This is a genomic window from Bartonella birtlesii IBS 325, from assembly GCF_000273375.1.
GTDB lineage: Bacteria > Pseudomonadota > Alphaproteobacteria > Rhizobiales > Rhizobiaceae > Bartonella > Bartonella birtlesii.
This window is the reverse complement of the sequence record NZ_CM001557.1, coordinates 1,270,016-1,292,637: the sequence shown is the minus strand read 5'-3', so window position 1 is coordinate 1,292,637 and position 22,622 is coordinate 1,270,016. Positions and strand designations below refer to the sequence as shown.

At 37.4% G+C, this 22,622-nt stretch carries 21 protein-coding genes, 2 tRNA genes and 1 pseudogene; 1 reads left to right on the top strand and 23 read right to left on the bottom strand.

Going from position 1 to position 22,622, the window contains the following annotated elements; all coding sequences use genetic code 11:
* Positions 1-2: 2 nt before the first annotated feature.
* From QWU_RS06265 to QWU_RS06165, 21 genes are all read right to left on the bottom strand, one after another.
* Positions 3-293 carry an FAD assembly factor SdhE gene (locus QWU_RS06265; RefSeq protein WP_006589677.1) on the bottom strand — a complete coding sequence of 97 codons (291 nt, stop codon included), beginning with the start codon at positions 291-293 and terminating at the stop codon, positions 3-5.
* Positions 294-366: 73 nt separating this feature from the next.
* The gene (locus QWU_RS06260) at positions 367-1,047 is read right to left on the bottom strand and encodes an ABC transporter ATP-binding protein (RefSeq protein ID WP_017196416.1); all 681 of its coding nucleotides are present in this window, start codon (positions 1,045-1,047) and stop codon (positions 367-369) included.
* Positions 1,047-2,315: a lipoprotein-releasing ABC transporter permease subunit gene (locus QWU_RS06255; protein ID WP_026017319.1), complete on the bottom strand. Its 1,269-nt coding sequence runs from the start codon at positions 2,313-2,315 to the stop codon at positions 1,047-1,049. The genes QWU_RS06260 and QWU_RS06255 overlap by 1 nt, the downstream gene beginning before the upstream one ends.
* Positions 2,316-2,323: 8 nt before the next feature.
* Positions 2,324-3,652 carry a proline--tRNA ligase gene (proS, locus tag QWU_RS06250; protein ID WP_006589680.1) on the bottom strand — a complete coding sequence of 443 codons (1,329 nt, stop codon included), beginning with the start codon at positions 3,650-3,652 and terminating at the stop codon, positions 2,324-2,326.
* Positions 3,653-3,874: 222 nt separating this feature from the next.
* Complete coding sequence (locus tag QWU_RS06245; protein ID WP_006589681.1) at positions 3,875-5,551, bottom strand: ribonuclease J; 1,677 nt, start codon at positions 5,549-5,551, stop codon at positions 3,875-3,877.
* A gap of 54 nt (positions 5,552-5,605) precedes the next feature.
* Positions 5,606-6,415 carry a biotin--[acetyl-CoA-carboxylase] ligase gene (locus QWU_RS06240; RefSeq protein ID WP_006589682.1) on the bottom strand — a complete coding sequence of 270 codons (810 nt, stop codon included), beginning with the start codon at positions 6,413-6,415 and terminating at the stop codon, positions 5,606-5,608.
* Complete coding sequence (gene nuoN, locus QWU_RS06235; RefSeq protein ID WP_006589683.1) at positions 6,415-7,869, bottom strand: NADH-quinone oxidoreductase subunit NuoN; 1,455 nt, start codon at positions 7,867-7,869, stop codon at positions 6,415-6,417. The genes QWU_RS06240 and nuoN overlap by 1 nt, the downstream gene beginning before the upstream one ends.
* Before the next feature lie 17 nt (positions 7,870-7,886).
* Positions 7,887-9,356 carry an NADH-quinone oxidoreductase subunit M gene (locus tag QWU_RS06230; RefSeq protein ID WP_017196414.1) on the bottom strand — a complete coding sequence of 490 codons (1,470 nt, stop codon included), beginning with the start codon at positions 9,354-9,356 and terminating at the stop codon, positions 7,887-7,889.
* Positions 9,356-11,320, bottom strand: a complete 1,965-nt coding sequence (gene nuoL / locus QWU_RS06225; RefSeq protein WP_026017318.1) for an NADH-quinone oxidoreductase subunit L — start codon at positions 11,318-11,320, stop codon at positions 9,356-9,358. Before nuoL ends, QWU_RS06230 begins: the two co-directional genes overlap by 1 nt.
* Before the next feature lie 6 nt (positions 11,321-11,326).
* Positions 11,327-11,635 (bottom strand): NADH-quinone oxidoreductase subunit NuoK, encoded by a 309-nt coding sequence (gene nuoK, locus QWU_RS06220; protein ID WP_006589686.1) that lies wholly within the window; start codon positions 11,633-11,635, stop codon positions 11,327-11,329.
* An 11-nt stretch (positions 11,636-11,646) separates the two neighbouring features.
* Positions 11,647-12,267: an NADH-quinone oxidoreductase subunit J gene (locus tag QWU_RS06215; protein WP_006589687.1), complete on the bottom strand. Its 621-nt coding sequence runs from the start codon at positions 12,265-12,267 to the stop codon at positions 11,647-11,649.
* 96 nt (positions 12,268-12,363) lie between these two features.
* Positions 12,364-12,855, bottom strand: a complete 492-nt coding sequence (gene nuoI, locus QWU_RS06210; protein WP_006589688.1) for an NADH-quinone oxidoreductase subunit NuoI — start codon at positions 12,853-12,855, stop codon at positions 12,364-12,366.
* A 15-nt stretch (positions 12,856-12,870) separates the two neighbouring features.
* Positions 12,871-13,917, bottom strand: coding sequence for an NADH-quinone oxidoreductase subunit NuoH (gene nuoH / locus QWU_RS06205; protein WP_017196412.1), 1,047 nt, complete (start codon positions 13,915-13,917; stop codon positions 12,871-12,873).
* 22 nt (positions 13,918-13,939) lie between these two features.
* Positions 13,940-16,009, bottom strand: a complete 2,070-nt coding sequence (gene nuoG, locus QWU_RS06200) for an NADH-quinone oxidoreductase subunit NuoG (protein WP_017196411.1) — start codon at positions 16,007-16,009, stop codon at positions 13,940-13,942.
* Between the two features lie 66 nt (positions 16,010-16,075).
* The gene (nuoF, locus tag QWU_RS06195; protein WP_006589691.1) at positions 16,076-17,383 is read right to left on the bottom strand and encodes an NADH-quinone oxidoreductase subunit NuoF; all 1,308 of its coding nucleotides are present in this window, start codon (positions 17,381-17,383) and stop codon (positions 16,076-16,078) included.
* A gap of 144 nt (positions 17,384-17,527) precedes the next feature.
* Positions 17,528-18,196 (bottom strand): NADH-quinone oxidoreductase subunit NuoE, encoded by a 669-nt coding sequence (nuoE, locus tag QWU_RS06190; protein ID WP_006589692.1) that lies wholly within the window; start codon positions 18,194-18,196, stop codon positions 17,528-17,530.
* Entirely contained in the window at positions 18,196-19,386 is a 1,191-nt protein-coding gene (locus tag QWU_RS06185; protein ID WP_006589693.1) for an NADH-quinone oxidoreductase subunit D, read from the bottom strand. The genes nuoE and QWU_RS06185 overlap by 1 nt, the downstream gene beginning before the upstream one ends.
* 120 nt (positions 19,387-19,506) lie before the next feature.
* Positions 19,507-20,115: an NADH-quinone oxidoreductase subunit C gene (locus tag QWU_RS06180; RefSeq protein ID WP_196793119.1), complete on the bottom strand. Its 609-nt coding sequence runs from the start codon at positions 20,113-20,115 to the stop codon at positions 19,507-19,509.
* Between the two features lie 16 nt (positions 20,116-20,131).
* Positions 20,132-20,713, bottom strand: a complete 582-nt coding sequence (locus QWU_RS06175) for a NuoB/complex I 20 kDa subunit family protein (RefSeq protein WP_017196410.1) — start codon at positions 20,711-20,713, stop codon at positions 20,132-20,134.
* Positions 20,704-21,069 carry an NADH-quinone oxidoreductase subunit A gene (locus QWU_RS06170; protein ID WP_006589696.1) on the bottom strand — a complete coding sequence of 122 codons (366 nt, stop codon included), beginning with the start codon at positions 21,067-21,069 and terminating at the stop codon, positions 20,704-20,706. The genes QWU_RS06175 and QWU_RS06170 overlap by 10 nt, the downstream gene beginning before the upstream one ends.
* 308 nt (positions 21,070-21,377) lie before the next feature.
* A tRNA-Asp gene (locus QWU_RS06165) sits at positions 21,378-21,454 on the bottom strand.
* A 175-nt stretch (positions 21,455-21,629) separates the two neighbouring features.
* Between QWU_RS06165 and QWU_RS06160 the strand changes: the two genes are divergently transcribed.
* A tRNA-Val gene (locus QWU_RS06160) sits at positions 21,630-21,705 on the top strand.
* 89 nt (positions 21,706-21,794) lie between these two features.
* Here QWU_RS06160 and QWU_RS06155 read toward each other — a convergent pair.
* The gene (locus tag QWU_RS06155; protein WP_017196409.1) at positions 21,795-22,169 is read right to left on the bottom strand and encodes a helix-turn-helix domain-containing protein; all 375 of its coding nucleotides are present in this window, start codon (positions 22,167-22,169) and stop codon (positions 21,795-21,797) included.
* 136 nt (positions 22,170-22,305) lie between these two features.
* A pseudogene (locus tag QWU_RS09270) lies at positions 22,306-22,596 on the bottom strand (portal protein); the annotation flags it as partial.
* Between the last annotated feature and the right edge of the window lie 26 nt (positions 22,597-22,622).

Here is a 22,622-nt window from a genome sequence, read left to right as displayed (position 1 = left end):
AATTAATTTAAATTTATATAAACATGGTAATTTATGATGTCACGAAAAAGCGGACTATCAACTTTAGAGGGAGGAGAAATTTCTCCTGTAATCCACGTTAATAAATCACGATCATCAAAAGACATAATGTACTCAAGTTCAAAAACCGTTTTATCACTCATTCCAGCAATATGTGCATCTACATAATGTCCAAAAATAAGATCCATTTCACGAATACCACGATGCCACGCACGAAAAATCAATCGACGACGACGCACATCTAATTGATTTTTGTCAACGACAAAAACTGTCATAAAAGTCTCCTCGAATTGAACAAAAGTGATATAAATTCAGTTTTCAATTTGCACAATAAATTTTGCCCCTAACTTAAGGAAGTTCAATAATCTTTTTTTCTTTAAGCGTAATTCGGCGATGCATTTGTTTAGCCAAAGCGTAATTATGTGTTGCAATAAGAGCAGAAAGACCAGATTGACGAACAAGCGCAGATAAGGCTTGAAAAACATACGCTGAAGTTACAGGATCAAGATTTCCTGTAGGTTCATCAGCCAAAAGAACTGAAGGACCATTTGCTACTGCACGTGCAATAGCGACGCGCTGTTGTTCACCACCGGATAATTCCGATGGACGGTGATTAGCACGATGTAAAACACGCAGATATGTTAGCAATTTAAGTGCACGATCTTCTGCTATAGATTTTTTAAATCCTGCTATCATTTGCGGTATCATGACATTTTCTAAAGCCGTAAATTCTGGAAGTAAGTGATGAAACTGATAAACAAAACCGATATCATTTCGTCTAATAGCTGTTCGCTCACTATCAGACCGTTTTGCACAAGAAACACCCCGTAACATCACATCACCAGCTGTTGGTTTTTCCAATAAACCAGCAATATGAAGAAGTGTTGATTTTCCTGCACCAGATGGTGCAACAAGTGCAACGAGTTCTCCGCGATTAAGAATAAAATTCGCTTTATCTAAAATAATAAGAGGTTTATACCCCTCAAAAAAATGTCTTTCAATCCCTACGAGCTCTAAAATAGCCGTCATTACTCATACCTCAAAGCTTGTACAGGATCTAGCCTAGCAGCGCGCCATGCGGGAATGAGGGCCGCTAAAAATGACAAAAATAAAGCCATTATAGCAACAATAACTGTCTGTCCCCACTCAATTTGCGCGGGCAATTTTGTTAAAAAATAAAGTTGAGGATTAAAAACATCAACATTAAATAACCAAGAAATAAAATCCTGAATATGATTAATATTTACAGTCGCTATGATACCAAAAATTAATCCCAATATTGTACCAATAAAACCAATCATCATACCAGTAACTATGAATATACGCAGAATCGCGCTTTGTTGTGCACCCATTGTACGTAAAATTGCGATATCATGGCTTTTATCTTTTACAAGCATAATGAGTCCTGAAATAATATTCAAAGCTGCAACAAGAACAATAAGAGAAAGAATGAAAAACATAACATTTCGTTCAATCTGCAAGGCTGAAAAAAAAGCTTGATTGCGTTCACGCCAATCAATTAAATAGACTTGTTGATCAACAGCTTTCTCCACAACTGGTTTTATTTTCTCAACGGCATCAGGATAATTCAGAAATAATTCTAAAGACTGAATATTTTCTCCCAAATTAAAAAACATTTGTGCTTCATGAAGAGGCATAAAGACAAATATCGAATCATATTCAGACATACCAATTTCAAAAATAGCAATCACTTTGTAAGCTTTAACACGTGGTGTAACTCCAAAAGGAGTTGCATCGCCATCAGGAGTAATGATACGAATATCTCTTCCAACGGTCAGCCCCAATTTTGTTGCCAAACCACTGCCTATCGCGACACCTTCCTCTTTATCAAATCGTGCAAGCGAACCTAATTTAATATTTTGGGATATGGTTTTAAGTTTCTCTAAATCTTGTTTGCGCATACCACGAACTAAAGCCCCAGACCCTCCTTGAAGTTCACCTTGCACAAGCGCTTGTCCCTCAATAACAGGCAAAGCAAATTTTATTCCATTTAGAGACTCTAAAGAAGAAATAAGGGTACTATAATCAGGGAAACTAGAATTAACGGCTTGAACAACAAGGTGTCCATTCATACCAAGGATACGATCGAGAAGTTCAGTACGAAAACCATTCATCACCGCCATAACAACAACCAGGGCAAACACCCCTAACATAATTCCAATGAGAGAAATGATGGAAATAACGGATGCAACAACATGTTTTTTATTAGGAATCATATAGCGAAAAGCAATCATCCACTCATAAGATGAAAACCATTTACTTTTCAACTTCTTCATAACATTGCCTATTCAATTATAGAAAATTGGCTGAGTACTTCTTCAACCGTTAAAGATTTTTTAACACCCGTTTTTCGATCTTTAACTTCAACTTTATTTTGTATAATGCTGTTGGGGCCAACAATAATTTGTGTTGGCAAACCGATTAAATCCATTGTTGCAAATTTTGATCCAGGGCGCTCATTTCTATCATCTAACAATGGATCAAAACCAGCCTGTCTTAATCCGTGATAAAGCATTTCACATGCATACGTGCATTTTTTATCATCGGGCTTCATGTTAATGATTCCTACATCAAATGGAGCCATCGATTTCGGCCAAATAATACCATTTTCATCATGAGAAGCTTCAATCGCTGCTGCAACAAGACGTGAAGGTCCAATGCCATAAGATCCCATAGAGACAACATGTTCTTTTCCATCTTGTCCCATAACTTTTGCTCCCATGGGAGCAGAGTATTTTGTGCCAAAGTGGAAAATATGTCCCACTTCAATGCCACGCGCTGAAAGGCGATTATGATCAGAAACTCTAGCCCACTCTTCTTCATTATGCATTTCTTCTGTCGCTGCATAAAAAGATGTCCACTGTTTAACAATATCAGTTAAAATAGCTTTATTATTAAAATCAATTGAACTGTCTGGAACAGTAAACTCAAGAAATTGTTTATCACAAAATATAGCGCTTTCTCCTGTTTCAGCTAAAATAATAAATTCATGACTGAGTTTACCACCTATTGGGCCTGTATCAGCACGCATAGGAATTGCTTTTAAACCTAGACGAGAAAAAGTACGTAAATAAGCAATAAACATGCGATTATAAGATGTTTGAGAACCTTCATAATCAAGATCAAAAGAATAAGCATCTTTCATTAAAAATTCTCGTGATCGCATCACACCAAAACGTGGGCGGATTTCATCACGAAACTTCCATTGAATATGATACAAACTAAGCGGAAGATCTTTATAAGAACGAATATAGGAACGAAAAATATCCGTTACCATTTCTTCGTTTGTTGGACCATAAAGTAAATCACGCTTTTGACGATCTTTAATACGGAGCATTTCCAACCCATAGTCATCATAACGACCACTTTCACGCCAAAGATCCGCAGACTGAATTGTAGGCATTAATATTTCTATAGCACCAGCTCGCTCTTGCTCTTCACGAATAATCTTACAAACTTTATCGAGTACTTTTTTACCCAAGGGAAGCCAAGAATAGATTCCTGAGGTTTGTTGGCGAATCATACCTGCACGTAACATCAATCGATGAGAAACAATTTCTGCTTCCTTAGGATTTTCTTTTAAAAGTGGAAGGAAATATTGAGAAAGATGCATTGAAATAATTAACTCCTAATCAGATCCATCATATTAGAACAATTTAAATAGAATATATATTTAATCTATAGCGATATTCTGAATGCTTGCAAATATAACGAACAGATTGTTAAAAAAACTTATGTTATTTTCCTTACTAAGCTTAGTTAGAGCGAAAAATGATCTCATAATCCTCTTTTCTCTTTTTTCATTAAAAAGAAAATAACATAATCCTAAAAGGTTTTATTTTGATCGATGTAAAAAAACTGTACAGATAGGTTTTTTTCGCCAAACCTCATAAACAGCTGCTCTTACTGCACGCCGCGTTGCTTCCTGAACAAGTTCATTATTTTTTCGTTTAACGCGTGGGATATTATAAAATGTATTTTCTACAATATCTAAAAGAATATCTTTTAATTTTTCCCCCTCTCCATTACTCTCAGGTAGTCCAAATGTACTCAGACCGATATCATCTAATAACTCATGCTTGCTATTCATATGGAGAGAAACAGCAACATAACCGGCATAGCTTAGTTTTCTACGTTCACGAATTCCTAGCTCATACTCATCTCCAAGAAGACAACCATCTTTATAAATACGACCAACAGGGGCTTGATCAATAACTTCTACAGGTTCTGGTGCAAGACGCAGCATATTACCATTTCTAATATTCCTAACAATTTTAATACCCGCTTGACGTGCTAAAGCAGCTTGAGAAGTAAGGTGTATTGCCTCACCATGCACAGGCACAAGTATTTTTGGTTTTATCCAATCATACATCTGTAAAAGTTCTAAGCGACGGGGATGACCTGAAACATGAACGAGAGCGTCCTCATTTGTGATAACTTTAATTCCCATATCAATAAAACGATTTTGTATCTCAAGAATCGCTTTTTCATTTCCTGGAATACTTCGTGACGAATAAATAATGGTATCACCAGCAGAAAGCGCAATATTTCTCATTTCATTGCGTGAGAGTTTGGCTAGAGCAGCACACGACTCGCCCTGACTTCCTGTAACAACCAAAACAAGATCTTTACGTGAAATATAACCATAATCATCTTCTGTCACAAATGGTGCTAGACCATCCATATAAGCAAGCTCTTGAGCAACCATAATACTGCGTTTAAGAGAGCGTCCAACAATAAGAACCTTGCGTCCAACGAATTCCGCTGCGAGAGCAATGGAACGAATGCGACCAACATTAGAGGAAAAGGTTGCGATTGCAACACGTCCTTCAGCTTTCGAGAGGATTTCACAGAGGCTTGTCTGAACTTGTTGCTCTGATGGTGTTATACCATCTCGACATGCATTTGTAGAATCACAAAGCAATGCCAAAATGCCTTTATTGCCTAAAGCACGAAATCGTTTTTCATCCGTTACAGAACCAAGTAAAGGTGTATGATCAATTTTCCAATCACCTGTATGAATTGCAGTACCTAGAGATGTTGTAATTGCCAAAGATACAGATTCTGGTATTGAATGGTTAACGGCAATAGTCTCCACAGCAAAGGGACCTATTTGAAAACAATCACCAGCTTGAAAAATATTGAATGAAATTTTTTGTGATTCAAAATCTGCTTGTTTTTTAATTTCCAATAATCCTGCTGTAAACGGTGTACAGTAAATTGGAATTTGTAACTTTGGCCATAAATCAAGAACAGCCCCATAATGATCTTCGTGAGCATGTGTTAAAACAAGACCACGCACATTATGTTTTTCGCTTTCCAAAAAACGGATATCAGGAAGTATAAGATCTACCCCTGGTAATTCAGGACCAGCAAAACTAACTCCCATATCAACCAGCAACCACTCACGAAAATGTTGTGGTCCAAAGCCGTAAGCGGCGAGATTCATCCCTATTTCACCTACTCCTCCCAGAGGTAAAAAGACAAACTCACATCCATGATCTGCAGCCATAAACATCTCCTAAATCATCAAGATAATCTGAGGATAAAATAAAATTTTCATAAATTAATAACGATCTGCATGAACACAAGCTGCCAAACCAAAATGAACATCTCCAGCTGTTATAATAGCTTTTTGACCATTTGTTTGTTGTATGATGCAGTTAAAATCATAATCAAGCCCCTCAAAAATACCCTCAATGATTTTTTTATCATTGATTACTTTAACATCTTGTCCAAGATGTGCCGAATGTAAAAGCCATTTTTCGCGGATTATACCACATCCTTCAGGTTGCTTCCAAAGCAGGTAATTTTTAGCAAAATATTCTGTTAAAACTGTAAATAACTGTTCTGGTTCAATATGCAAACCAATATTCTTTAGGCTTGAAGTAAGATAAGGTGCTTCTTCATAATGATGTTTTACATTTATTCCGATACCAATAACCAAAACATTCTGCTTTGACGGCAATTTAAAAATCTCGAGCAAAATACCAGCACTTTTAGCACCTCTGAGCAAAATATCATTTGGCCATTTTAAGCTAATAATAGCATTTTCCTGTTTTTCATCTTTTATCAATTCTTTTATTGTCTCTACCACGCTTACTCCAGCCACAAAACCAAGTTGAGCAGCAGTGTGATGAACAATACCATCAATTAATAAAAGACTAGAATAAAGGTTTCCTTTCGGACTAGCCCATGCCCTTCCTCTTCTTGCTCTACCTTGTAATTGTTCTTGTGCAACAATCCAGAGATAACCTTGATGACCAGTTTGCGCTTTTTGTTGTGCAATAAGATTTGTTGAAGAAACACTTTCGTGTGCTTCAACGGTGTATCCTTGTTTTTGCGCAAAATTTGATAAGATATAAACCATACTCATTAAAATAATGCGGCTGCCGCCTTTTCTGCTAATTCAGTAAACCAAATTCCAAAAAGCGTATAAAATAAAACAAACAATGCAGAAAGACCAAGACAAAACTTAAGCTCTTTCGATAACATAACAAAAGAAGCCTTTGCATCATCAAACCACATAATTTTAATGACTCGTAAATAGTAAAAAGCTCCAACAACGGATGCTATCATCCCAACGACTGCAAGCGGCGTCAGACCGGCATGAACAGCAGCAGAAAATGTATACCATTTTCCAAAAAAACCAGCCATAGGAGGTATACTTGCTAGTGAGAAAAGCTGTATTGTCATCACAACAGCCATAAAAGGATTTGCCTTTATGAGCCCTGAAAGATCGTAAATATTTTCAACATTTCCACTATTTGATCGCATTCCAAGAATAAAAGCGAATGAACCAAGTGTCATACCAAGATAAATAGTCATATAAAGAATAACACTTGTTATCCCGAGCATATCTCCAGCAGCTAAACCAACAAGCGCATATCCCATATGACCAATTGATGAATAAGCCATCAAACGCTTAATATTGCTCTGGCCAATCGCAGCAAATGCACCAAGTATCATTGATGTCAGTGCCATAAACACCAAAATTTGCTGCCATGCAGGCATCGCGCCATCAGAACTACTTAGTGGAATAAAAGTCATAACTACAAGACGAATAATGAGTGCCATAGCGGCAATTTTAGGAGCACCAGCAAAAAACGCTGTAATAGGTGTAGGTGCTCCTTCATAAACATCTGGAGTCCACATATGAAATGGAACTGCAGAAATTTTGAAAGCTAAACCTGCTAAAATAAAAACAATTGCAAAAATAACCCCCAGTTGTAAATTTTCACCTTTTAAAGCAATAGCAATTTCGTGAAAACCAATTTGACCAGTAAAACCATACAGCAAAGAAATACCATATAGCAATAATCCTGAAGATAACGCTCCTAAAACAAAATATTTTATACCAGCTTCAGAAGACTTTACATTATCACGATTGATTGCAGCAAGAACATATAAAGCTAAAGATTGTAATTCCAATCCCATATAAAGTGAAAGCATATTACCCGCTGAAATCATCAACATCATGCCAAGAGTTGCGAAAAGAACAAGCACAGGAAATTCAAATATATCGATTTTTTGAGAACTGTTAAAACCAATAGACATAATAAGAGCAAAAAGTGCACCAATAAGCGTTAAAATTTTCATATAACGGCCAAAAGAGTCAATGATAAGCGTATTGGTTTGAAATAAGCCACTTTTCGGAAAAACAACAATCATAACAATAGTTGCAACAAAAAGAGCAATAGCAAGCCCTGTTACAGTTAAAGAAGAACGTGTATTGGAATAAACACCAACTAAAAGTAACACTACCCCCCCTAATGCTATTAAAATTTCTGGAAGAATTAAAACTAATTGTGCTATCATTTCATTTTGCATGTGCATTCTTCTCTGATCTAGTGCAGTTTATTGATGAGGGCTTCTACGGAAAACGCTGTCGCTTTAAGAACAGGCGTTGGATAGACACCAAAAAATATTGTCAGAATAACCATTGGATAAAGAATTAATTTTTCTCTTGAAGAAAGATCTATAAGGACCTTTAAATTCTCTTTATCCAAAGAACCAAAAACCACACGCTGATAAAGATAAAGTGCATAAGCAGCCGATAAAATAACACCCGTTGTAGCAAAAATAACAACCAATTTATTTACTTGAAAAACACCTATTAAAGTTAAAAATTCACCTAAAAATCCTGAACTTCCAGGTAAACCAACATTTGCCATAGTAAAAATTAGAAAAACAACAGCATATTTGGGCATATTATTCACTAAACCACCAAAAGCTGAAATTTCACGTGTATGCAAACGATCATAGATAACCCCAACACAAAGAAACAAAGCCGCTGAAATAATCCCATGCGATAACATTTGGTAAATAGCTCCTTGAATCCCCTGTTCATTCGCAGCAAAAATGCCCATTGTTACATACCCCATATGCGCTATCGAAGAATAAGCAATAAGTTTTTTTATATCATTTTGAACAAGCGCAACCAATGATGTATAAATAATAGCAATAAGCGATAAAGTAAAAATCAAAGGTGCAAAATCAGCGGAGGCAAGAGGAAACATTGGTAAAGAAAAACGAAGAAAACCATAACCACCTAATTTGAGTAAAACACCAGCTAAAATAACCGAACCAGCCGTTGGTGCTTCCACGTGAGCATCAGGCAGCCATGTGTGAACTGGCCACATTGGCATTTTAACTGCAAAAGAAGCAAAAAATGCGAGCCATAACCATATTTGCATCTGTGCAGGAAAGGAATAATTGAGCAAAGTTGGTATATCAAGGGTTCCGGCTTCCCAATATATAGCCATAAGGGCAACCAACATAAGCACTGAACCAAGTAAAGTGTATAAGAAAAATTTTATGCTTGCATAAACACGCCGTTCTCCTCCCCAAACACCTATAATAATAAACATTGGAATAAGGCTGCCTTCAAAAAAAACATAAAACAGCATCGCATCAAGAGCACAAAAGACTCCAATAACAGCAACTTCAAGCAGAAGAAACGCAATCATATAAGCTTTTAATTTATCTTTAATGTTTTCCCAACTCGCTAAAATACAGAAAGGCAAAAGAAAAGCTGAAAGAACCACAAAAAGAACAGAAATGCCATCAATACCCATATGGTAGTGAATACCATTCCCTAACCAATTGAATCTCTCAACCATTTGGAAACTAGGATTCTTATTATCAAACCCTGCCCAAATAATTAAGGAAATAATAAAAACAAACACAGTCGTAAAAAATGCTACATTGCGTATATTATGCCGTGCTACTTCACTATCATCTTTGATAAATAAAATCAGAAGCACACCAACAAGTGGTAAAAATGTAACCGTAGAAAGGATAGGCCAATCAATCATCAGTTTACGCCCCCGATCATCATCCATGTGATCAATAATGCAACACCTATAAGCATCGCAAATGCATAGTGATAAAGATAGCCTGTTTGCATCCGAACAACTTTATTGGTAATATCAACGACACGTGCTGCAATGCCATTAGGACCTAGACCATCAATAATTTTACCGTCTCCCACTTTCCAAAGAAAGGAACTCACTCTGAAAGTAGAACGAACAAACAAAAAGTGATATAATTGATCAAAATACCATTTTTGATAAAGAAAATTGTACACTCTTGGCATAACTCCAGCCAATTTTTTGGGAAGAGAAGGAAAAGAAATATAAAATAAATAAGCTAAGATAAATCCAAGAAACATTGCTATAAATGGCAACCATTTTACCCAATCAAATACATGATGTGCATCATGACGAATATGATTGTAACTGCTTGTAAATAATGCTTCCTTCCAAAAGGCATCATATAAATCACCAAAAAAGTAAGGCTGAAAAACAACACCAGCAAATATTGCTCCAAGAGATAAAATAAGCAATGGAACCAACATAATCAGAGGGGATTCATGAACATGATGCATAACATCAACTGTAGCTCGTGGTTTTCCATGAAATGCCATAAAGATAAGTCGCCATGAATAAAAACTTGTTAATAAGGCAGCAAAAACAAGAAGATAGAAAGCATATCCTGCAGCAATATTATGGGATGCAAAAGCAGATTCTATAATGGCATCTTTTGAAAAAAAGCCCGCTGTACCAAACACTGTCCCTGGAATTCCAACTCCTGTCAAGGCAATGGTTCCTATTATCATCATCCAATAAGTTACTTTTATATGTTTGCGTAATCCACCCATCTTTCGCATATCTTGTTCATCAGATACTGCATGAATGACAGAGCCCGCACCAAGAAACAATAAGGCTTTAAAAAAAGCATGGGTAAAAAGATGAAAAACAGCTGCTCCATAAGCTCCAACACCAAGAGCAACAAACATATAACCAAGTTGTGAACATGTAGAATAAGCAATCACACGTTTAATATCATTTTGCACCAATCCTACAGTCGCTGCAAAAAATGCCGTCGTTGCGCCAACAATAATAATCACTGTCAAAGCAGTTGAAGAAAGTTCAAAAATTGGTGACATACGCGCAACCATAAAAACACCAGCTGTTACCATTGTTGCGGCATGAATAAGTGCTGATACAGGAGTTGGTCCTTCCATTGCATCAGGAAGCCAAGTATGTAAAAGAAATTGTGCTGATTTGCCCATCGCACCAATAAATAACAAAAGACATGTAACAGTAATTGCCGCTTGTCCATTAAGCTGCCAACCTAAAAATGTCATATTTTGTAGAAAGCTATTGTCTGCAGCTTTTGCAAAAATAGAAGCAAAATCAACCGATTGAAATAAAACAAAAATACTAAAAATTCCTAAGAGGAAGCCAAAATCTCCAACGCGATTAACTACAAAAGCTTTCATTGCAGCTTTATTAGCAGAATCTCGCTGAAACCAAAAACCAATGAGCAAATAAGAAGCAAGCCCCACACCTTCCCAACCAAAAAACATCTGCAGCAAATTATTGGATGTCACCAACATAAGCATCATAAATGTGAAAAGAGAAAGATAAGAAAAAAAACGGGACCTTGAAGAATCATGATGCATATAGCCAATTGAATAAATATGCACTAATGCCGAAACACTGTTCACAACAATAAGCATAACAGCCGTTAATGTATCAATATGTAGGGCCCAATTAAAGCTTAGATTACTGACAGCGAGCCAATTTAATACCGATATATCAACCACCGGTGCATGACCAAGTGCAATATTAAAAAAAACTATCCATGACAGTATGGCAACAATCACCATAAAACTGCATGTTATTAATTCATTAACGCGATCTCCTAGATTTTTTCCACCCAAAGCAGCAATTAAAAAACCTAACAGTGGAAGAAAGACGATCGTATAATATATCATTGGCTAGCCTTTCATCACATTAACATCTTCAACCGCAATAGAACCACGATTACGAAAGAAAACAACAAGAATCGCCAAACCAATCGCGGCTTCAGCAGCTGCTACTGTTAAGATAAATAAAGCAAATATCTGACCAATCAAATCATGAAGAAATGCTGAAAATGCAACAAAATTAAGATTAACTGAAAGCAATATGAGCTCAATAGACATCAAGATAATAATCACATTTTTTCTATTGAGAAAAATTCCTGCAATACCGATTGTAAACATCAAAGCAGAAACAATGAGATAATGCGTAATATTAATGTACATAGCCCCCCCCCTTAAATGCCCTTACCTGATTCAACCTGTTTGATTTCAATTGCATTTTCTACTGTCCGAGAAACCTGCACAGCAATAGATTGTCGCTTTACACCTGATTTATGACGAAGTGTTAAAACAATTGCACCAATCATTGCAATTAAGAGAATGATCCCAGCAATTTCAAAATAGAAAACATAATCTGTATAAAGAATATCACCTAAAGCCTGTGTATTTGTTCGCTGCATTAAGTCTGGCATTGGTTGTATAATACGTGTTTTAAGAATTGGAGAAAAATGACTGCCTACAAAAACAACAATTAATTCTACAGCGATGATACCTCCAATAAGAGCTCCAATAGGAGCATACCGTAGTACACCATTTTTCAACTCAGCAAAATCAACATCAAGCATCATAACTACAAATAAAAATAAAACTGCTACTGCGCCAACATAAACAACAAGGAGAATAAGCCCCAAAAATTCCGCTCCTGCAAGCAAAAACAAAGCAGCAGCATTAAAAAATGCTAATATTAAAAACAAAACAGAATGTACAGGATTACGTGCTGTAATAACAATAATCGCACTTACAAGCATAATAAAAGCAAATAAATAGAAAAATGCCGCCGCTAGACCTGTTAGCATAGGCTTCTCCTCAATTAATCATACAATTGGTATAAAACTTTATACCGGATTACAATTTATCGGAAAAATTATCCGACACCTCATTTAATGATACACTTAACGATAAGATGCATCCATCAATATATTACGAGAAATTTCTCGTTCCCAACGATCACCATTTAATAAAAGCTTTTCCTTATCATAATAAAGTTCTTCTCGTGTTTCTGTTGCAAATTCAAAATTTGGGCCTTCAACAATAGCTTCAACGGGACAAGCTTCTTGACAAAAACCGCAGTAAATACACTTAACCATATCTATATCATAACGAACAGTTCTACGTGTACCGTCATTACGCCTCGGCCCTGCTTCAATAGTAATAGCCTGTGCAGGACAAATTGCTTCACATAATTTACACGCAATACAACGCTCTTCACCATTTGGATAACGACGAAGTGCATGTTCTCCACGAAAACGCTGAGATACAAAACCCTTCTCATAAGGATAATTAATCGTAGGTTTTGGTGCAAAAAACTGACGCATTGCTAGAAAAAAAGCACTCACAAACTCCAATAAAAGGAGCGATTTTGCTGCCTGAAGAAAGACTAACACCGTAAAAACCTCCTTTTAAACAAAGTCTGTATACTTTAAAAAAGCAGCGGTTATCACAACCATTGCCAATGAGAGAGGAAGAAAAACCTTCCAACCAAGCCGCATGAGCTGATCATAACGATAACGTGGAACAAACGCTTTGACCATAGCAAACCAAAAAAATACAAAACAGACTTTTAAAACAAACCAAATAATACCGGGAACCCAATTAAGCCACCAAACATCTAAAGGAGGTAGCCAACCGCCTAAAAATAAAATAGTAGTTAGCGCGCACATTAAAACAATAGCAACATATTCTCCAAGAAAAAAGAGCATATAAGGTGTTGAAGAATATTCAACCATGTGACCAGCAACAAGTTCAGATTCTGCTTCCACCAAATCAAAAGGAGGACGATTTGTTTCTGCAAGCGTAGAAATAAAAAAGATAATAAACATTGGAAAAAGAACAAGCCAATTCCAATCAAGAAAACTATTAAAAGGAAGCCCAAGAGTTGTTCCAAGCCCATAACTTTGTTTCTGCACAATTGTTGTAAGGTCCAGTGATCCACTTATTAAAATGACAGTTACAAGTACAAACCCAATAGAAACCTCATATGAAACCATCTGTGCTGCCGAACGAAGTGCTCCTAAAAAAGGGTATTTTGAGTTCGACGCCCACCCCCCCATAATAACACCATAAACTTCAAGAGATGAAATAGCGAGGATATAAAGTAAACCAACATTGATATGCGCAACTTCCCATCCTTCATTAACAGGGATTACAGCCCAAGTTGATAAAGCTAGTGTAGCAGAAACAAAAGGCGCTAAAAGAAAAACTCCTTTATTTGCACCAGCAGGTATAATAGGTTCCTTAACAACAAATTTAATTAAATCTGCAAAAGACTGCAATAATCCCCATGGACCAACAACATTGGGACCACGCCGCAATTGCACTGCTGCCCAAATCTTTCGATCTGCATAAAGAAGATAAGCAACCAATACCAAGAGAACAACCAAAAGAAGAAGTGTTTTCCCAACGATAATGAGTAATGGCAACAACCAAGTTATAAAGAAATCATACATCATTATTCCTTTTCCCCAGTCCTTACTCTACAGCTTGTATAGTACGGCTTTTTGCAAGTGATGAACATTCAGCCATAACTGCAGAAGCACGCGCTATCGGATTTGTCAAATAAAAGTCTTTAACCATAGAAGTAAAAACTTGTGCTTTTAGGGCAACTATCTGTGAACTAAGCACTTTAAGATCATTTATACTGGAAGGTACAATATCATCAATGGCATAAAGATGCGGATAATCATTAAAAAGCTTCTGTCTTAACTGAGAAAGCGAATCAAAAGGAAGTTTTTGTCCTAAAACATCCGATAAAGCACGCAAGATAGCCCAATCTTCTTTTGCTTCACCAGGGGCAAAACCAGCTCGATTGGTCATTTGAACACGTCCTTCTGTGTTTACATAAAGTCCTGATTTTTCAGTGTAAGCAGATGCGGGTAAAATCACATCAGCTGCATGTGCACCATTATCACCATGACTACCAATATAAATTGTAAAAGCTTTTGTATTGGCTAATTCTATTTCATCTGCACCAAGCAAAAATAAAACTTCACAGGTTTTAAGAATATTCTCAACCCCAAGTTTGGAAATAAAACCTATATCCAATCCCCCAACAATTGATGCTGCATTATGAAGTACTCCAAATCCGTTCCATTCTTCACTAAGAGCTCCGACATTATCAGCTAATTTGGCAAGATTTTTTAAAACAGATAGACCTTCTTTACCTAAAACAGCTCCCTCTCCAATTAAAATAAGTGGCCTCTTCGCTTCCTTTAAGACATTTAAAAATGTATCCTCTCCACGAATAAGCGCACTCAATGCTTCCGTACCGGCTCCAAGATAAGAATAAGGATAACGTAAATCGACCTTTTCACCAATTAAAGCAATGGGGAACTGCCCTACCCGTTGGCGCTTTAAAATACGTGCATTTAAAACAGCAGCTTCATAGCGAGGATTAGATCCCACAATAAGCAATGCGTCAGCTTGTTCAATACCGGCAATTGTTGGATTAAAAATATAACTCGAACGCCCTAACTCAGAAGACAATGCCATCCCTCTCTGGCGACAATCAAAGATCCCTGACCCTAATGAAATGAGTAATGTTTTAAGTGCGTACATTTCTTCAATAGAAGCAAGATCACCAGCAATTGCTCCTATTTTTTCTGGCAAGGTTTTAGAAATTACAGTTTTAATTTTTTCAAAAGCTTCCGCCCAACTTACAGGTTGAAGTTTTCCATTTTTGCGTACATATGGTTTATCGAGCCGCTGAGTGCGTAAACCGTCCCAGATAAAGCGCGTCTTATCAGAAATCCATTCTTCATTGATATCTTCATTTGTACGCGGCATAATTCGCATAACTTCACGACCACGACTATCAACGCGAATCGCGCTACCAAGTGCGTCCATAACATCAATTGATTCTGTTTTAACTAATTCCCAAGGACGCGCATGAAATGCATAAGGTTTTGAGGTTAAAGCCCCTACAGGACAAAGATCAATAACATTTCCCTGTAATTCAGAGGTCATTGCTTTTTCGAGATATGTGGTAATTTCGGCATCTTCGCCACGGCCTATCAATCCAAGCTCAGAAATACCCGCCACTTCCGTTGTAAAACGAACACAACGTGTACAATGAATGCACCGTGTCATAACTGTTTTTACAAGTGGTCCAATATATTTATCTTCTACAGCACGCTTATTTTCTGTATAGCGAGAACAATCACGCCCATAAAGCATTGCTTGATCTTGAAGATCACATTCACCTCCTTGATCACACACAGGACAATCCAAAGGATGATTGATGAGAAGAAATTCCATCACACCTTCACGTGCTTTTTTTACCATCTCGGTATTGGTAAAAATTTCTGGCACTTCACCATTAGGACCTAATCGTAAATCGCGAACCCCCATAGCACAAGAAGCTTGAGGCTTTGGAGGACCTCCCTTGACCTCAACCAAGCACATACGACAATTTCCAGCAATTGATAAAGTTTCATGAAAACAAAAACGTGGCACCTCCGCACCAGCTGCCTCTGCTGCCTGAAGTAACGTATAGTAATCAGGGACTTCAATCTCTTTACCATCAACTTTGATATTTATCATCACTCATCCAGCCTGCGGATAATCCACTTAAAATTTATGTCTCATTGTTTTTAAAAATAAAAACCTCTATCCGACCGCTTCTAAAACAATATTTTTTCTTTGAACGACATTTCGCGTATAATTATCAATTCTACGCTCAATTTCTGGACGAAAATTACGTATCAAGCCCTGTATCGGCCATGCTGCCGCATCACCTAGTGCGCAAATAGTGTGTCCTTCAATTTGTTTAGAAACTTCAAACAAAAGATCAATCTCTCGTTTTTGTGCTCTTCCTTCAACCATACGCCCCAAAAGACGCATCATCCATCCTGTACCTTCACGACACGGCGTACATTGACCACAACTTTCATGTTTGAAAAAAGCTGCTATACGCCAAATTGCCTTGATAATATCGGTTGATTTATCCATAACAATCACACCACCAGTACCAAAAGAAGACCCAACATCACGCATTCCATCAAAATCCATGATTGCATCTACCATCTTTTCCCCACGAACAACTGGACAAGAAGCTCCACCCGGAATAACTGCTAAAAGATTATTCCATCCACCACGGATACCTCCGGTATGTTTTTCAATTAATTCACGAAAAGAAATACCAAGAGCTTCTTCAAATGTACAAGGTGCATTCACATGTCCAGAAACCATGAACAATTTCGTTCCGACATTATTTGCACGTCCAATTGAGGAAAACCATGATGACCCACGACGCAAAATTGTTGGAACAACAGCGATAGATTCCACATTATTTACTGTTGTTGGACAACCATAAATTCCCATATTTGCGGGAAATGGTGGCTTAAGCCGAGGTTGTCCTTTTTTCCCCTCAAGACTTTCGAGAAGAGCCGTTTCTTCGCCACAAATATAAGCACCTGCACCATGGTGAATAATAATATCGCATGCATGCCCATATTTTGTTTTTTTGCCAAGTAAATCCGCATCATAGCATTCATCAACTGCAGCTTGGAGAGCTTCACGCTCACGAATATATTCACCACGAATATAAATAAAAGCAACATTTGCTCCCATCGCAAAAGTAGCGATTGCACATCCTTCAATTAAAGTATGAGGATCATGCCGTAAAATATCACGATCTTTACAAGTTCCAGGCTCTGATTCGTCAGCATTTACAACCAAATAATGAGGACGTCCATCACTTTGTTTTGGCATAAAGGACCATTTCATTCCGGTAGGAAAACCAGCACCACCACGACCACGTAAACCCGATGCCTTTATCTCATCAATGATCCAGTCACGACCTTTTTCGATAATTGCTTTGGTCCCGTCCCAATGCCCACGTGACATTGCAGCTTTTAATGATTTATCTTTTAAACCATAAATATTGGTGAAAATGCGATCTTTATCTGCCAGCATACCCCACCTTCTTTTCTATAGCCCATAACATTGTTAGCATTTCCTCAAACGCAATTTTAAAACATCTTTTTAAAAACTCTTAACTTGTTGTCAAATATTGTCGCAATAGGTAAAATCATAAAATATCCCCTCAAAAAATAGCTACTATACGTCCAACCCTTCCTTATCTTTTTTCTTTGAAGACTTCAGTGACGTTTTTTCTTCATTATCAATGAGAGAAGTTAAACCGCTAATTGGCTCCGATGATTTACGATTATTTTGCGGACCAACCGTTATTTCAGAACCTTTCCCTGCTGCAAATGCATCAATAATCTCTTCAAGACGTTCTGCTGTAAGATCTTCATAAGTATCTTTAAAAATCATCACCATAGGAGCATTGACACATGCGCCAAGACATTCCACCTCTTCCCATGATAATGTTCCATCCGAATTGGTAACAAAAGGTTCGTGATGAATTTTTTTCTGACAAACTTTAATCAAATCCTCAGATCCACGTAACATACAAGGAGTTGTACCACAAACTTGAATATGTGCCTTTGTTCCAACTGGTTTGAGTTGAAACTGAGTATAAAAAGTCGCAACTTCCAAAACACGAATATAAGCCATGGAAAGAATCTGCGCAATATGCTCAATCGCAGCACGGCTCACCCAACCATCTTGTTCTTGAGCACGCATTAATAATGGAATCACCGCAGACTGCTCACGTCCTACAGGATATTTTTTTATAGTATTCTTTACCCATACCTGATTTTCTTTTGTAAAAGAAAAATCTGCGGGTTGATAAATATCATCTGCAAGACGGCGCACGGACATTAGCGATCAATCTCCCCAAAAACTATATCAATTGAACCCAAAATAGCTGTAGCATCCGCTAACATATGCCCTCGGGTTAAAAAATCCATGGCTTGAAGATGAGCAAAACCAGGAGCACGCAACTTAACACGATAAGGTTTATTGGTTCCATCAGAAACAAGATATACTCCAAACTCACCTTTCGGAGCTTCCACAGCAACATACACTTCACCAGGAGGTGTATGAAAACCTTCGGTATAAAGTTTAAAATGATGAATAAGCGCTTCCATCGAACTTTTCATCTCGCTTCGCTTTGGGGGTACAATTTTGTGATCTAAACTCGAGACTGGTCCATTTTTTTCGGTACTAAGCAAGCGATCCACGCATTGGCGCATAATTCTCGCTGATTGGCGCATTTCTTCCATACGAATCAGGTAACGATCATAACAGTCGCTGTTTTTACCTACAGGAATATCAAATTCCATTTCGTTATAGCATTCATAAGGTTGGCTTTTTCGCAAATCCCATGGCACTCCGGCTCCACGGATCATAACACCAGAAAAACCACGTGCCCAAGCCTCATCAATACTAACAACACCGATATCTACATTACGTTGTTTAAAAATCCGATTTGGCGTTATAAGCGCATCAAGTTTGCCAAGAGCAATAAGAAACGGATCAATAAAATTACCAATATCCTCAATTAAAGATTCCGGCAAATCTTGATGCACACCACCAGGACGAAAATAATTGGCATGAAGACGTGCTCCACATGCACGCTCATAAAAAATCATCAATTTTTCACGTTGCTCAAATCCCCAAAGTGGTGGAGTTAGTGCACCAACATCCATAGCCTGCGTTGTTACATTAAGCAAATGATTAAGAATGCGTCCGATTTCGGAAAACAAAACACGTATTAACTGTCCTCTTTTGGGAATTTCAACGCCCAATAACTTCTCAATAGCAAGCACAAAAGCGTGCTCCTGATTCATAGGAGCTACATAATCTAAACGATCCAAATAGGGGACAGCTTGAAGATAAGTTTTTGTTTCCATTAATTTTTCAGTACCGCGATGCAATAATCCAATATGCGGATCTACACGCTTAACAACTTCACCATCCAATTCTAAAACCATGCGCAAAACCCCATGCGCTGCAGGATGCTGCGGTCCAAAATTAATGTTAAAGTTCCGAACACTGACCTCAGCCACAATCAACCCCTTGCTTTTTTTAAACTTCACATCAAATATTAATAAAAACTTTTATCACACCAACAAATTGATTATTTTAAAGTCTATCATTTCAATTTCAAAAATTCATCAGTTCCAATATTACTTGCTGACATCCGCTTTTTCATCGCACGGCAAAACATATTGTTCTCCTTCCCAAGGAGAAAGAAAATCAAAATCGCGCATTTCTTGCCGTAAAACAACAGGTTCATAAATTACTCTCTTTGCTTCATTATCATAACGACATTCAACAAAACCCGTTACAGGAAAATCTTTGCGCAAAGGATACCCTTCAAAACCATAATCTGTTAAAATCCGCCTTAAATCAGGATGTCCTGAAAATAAAACTCCATACATATCGTACACCTCACGTTCATACCATTCCGCGCCGGGATAAATCGAGCAAGCAGAAGCAACAGGAGTATTTTCATTAGTACGTACTTTAACACGCAAACGCAAATTCTCACGAGGAGATAAGAGCTGGTAAGAGATATCAAAACGTTTATCGCGAGAGGGATAATCAACACCACTAATATCTATAATATTAATAAACTGACAGCAAGAATCATCACGAACAAATGTTAACACTTCTGTAATTGCATCAAGACGCGAAATAATCGTTAACTCACCAAATTCAAGAATGGTTTCCTCAAGTTTATCTCCTAATTTATTTTTTAAATAGGACGCAAATTCGATTAATGATTTATTTATCATAATAATGAAGCTCCTATCGCTCTATAGACCCCGTACGACGGATTTTTTTCTGTAACAATAATAGACCATACAACAATGCCTCGGCCGTAGGAGGGCATCCTGGAACGTAAATATCCACAGGGACAATACGATCGCACCCACGTACAACTGAATAAGAATAATGATAATAGCCACCACCATTTGCGCACGATCCCATAGAGATCACATAACGTGGCTCCGGCATTTGATCATACACTTTTCTTAAAGCTGGTGCCATCTTATTTGTTAAAGTACCCGCCACTACCATCACATCTGATTGACGGGGTGAAGCACGTGGTGCATATCCAAAACGCTCATTATCATAGTGAGGCATCGAACACTGTATCATTTCTATAGCACAACAAGCCAAACCAAAACTCATCCACATTAAAGAACCGGTACGCGCCCAAGTGATTAAAGCATCTGCTGAGGTAACTAAAAAACCTTTATCTGATAATTCAGCATTAATATCACAAAAAAAGCTGTCATCAGTACCTATTAACTTACCGGTATTTGGATCAATAATCCCTTTTGGTTTTGGAGCAATCATCCTAGAATCGTTAGACATTAATCCCATTCAAGAGCTCCTTTTTTCCATTCATATATAAACCCGATAGTCAAAAATGCTAAAAATACAATCATCGACCAAAAACCAAATATGCCTATTGAATTAAATGAAACTGCCCAAGGAAAAAGAAAAGCAACTTCAAGATCAAAAATAATAAACAAAATTGATACTAAATAAAAACGGATATCAAATTTCATACGTGCATCATCAAACGAGTTAAATCCGCATTCATAAGCTGATAATTTTTCGGGATCAGGAGAACGGTAAGCCACAATATAAGGCATAATTAAAAGAACCCCCACAATAACCGCCGAAACAATAATAAAGATCAAAACTGGTAAATAAGAGCTCAATAATTGAGTCATAGTTTTCTTCCATTTTACATGAAATGACCCGGGCTAATGCAATCACTCCACATTGTTAAATCAAACAGATAAATTATTAATTGTTCTGTCTATTTCACTTGGATCACTTCAAGGATATATCAAGCGATACTTTTTTCTTATAAGCATAGGTAACGCAGAGCACAGAAAGACGCAAGTCTTATTCTCATAAACCACATAAAAAGGAGGAAACAACTATCTATAAAGCCCACAAAGCCAACACTTTATGGGACGTAACCCACATATTAAGATATTTATTAAAATGCAGAAGCTCATAAAACAACTTAAAATGGCGCGAGTGACGGGGCTCGAACCCGCGACCTCCGGCGTGACAGGCCGGCACTCTAACCAACTGAGCTACACTCGCATACTTTTTTCTAACCAATTCATCATTGGTACAAGGGGTCGTGTAAGGGGTTCATACGTTTATGTCAAGCAGACTTATGCATTTTTTTAAAAAATCATCAAACATAATCTTTATTCTTGCGTTTGCAAAAATTTTTGCTTAAAGAGTGCCTATTCAATTGCTGTTCATTGGCATTGGGCGATTAGCTCAGCTGGTAGAGCGCCTCGTTTACACCGAGGATGTCGGGAGTTCGAGTCTCTCATCGCCCACCATATAGCTTTATATTACTATTAAGTTATTGATACTTCATATGTTTTTTTAAGTGAGGGATACGTGGATAAAAATTAGGGAATAGGATTTTCTAACATTTCTCTATAAAGCACGCTTCGCACAATGTTTCTAATGTTTCTTTGAAGTCTGCTAACGCTTCTTGATGTAAGCCATCTAAAAGTATCATAAACGCAACAACAGTTTCACGTTGCAACGGAGTAGAAGGCTTTATTATGATGCTTTTTCGACAAGAATAGGCTTCTTTTTTTAAGAGAGAAGCCATAGCTTTATCTAAACCATAAAGCTCTATGATCTTTTCCTCCAGTCCTACAGGAACAGATTTTTTGCCAATCTCGACAGAAGATAAAAATGCTACAGATATAGCTAATTTCTTAGCCATATCTAAAAGGCGTTCGGAGTGATCAATGCGGAGTTTGCGTAAGGTTTTACCAAAGGATGTAAGCATCTAGAAAGTCCTATTAGAGAAGAAATATTTTCTTCTGATTCTAACAAATCTTTTTATGATTTTCCTCAATTATTGCGAATCAAGAGTTCTTTTCGGGGTATTTTTTTAGCCGTACCTGCTGCCCAAAGGGTCTCTAATCTCGTTTATTATTGCGTTCAGAACCTACAACAGCATTCACAAGCGGAGCAATACGATTAAAGGTCATAACAGGGCGACGTTGCTCTTTTAATGCCGCTAAATCAGCCTCATTCCACTGATCTCCATTGTAAAAACGAAAATCCTCCCTTGCATGTTCACGCCATTTGTTCACATGCTCCACATCTTCTTTGTACCAACTCACAAGCTTGCGAAACAAACCTTCCATAGAGAGATCTGATACGTTGCTGTCTTGTCCTAAATGCTCGTAATAACTTCGTGTAGCATACATTATACGAAGTTATACGACATTTCTTG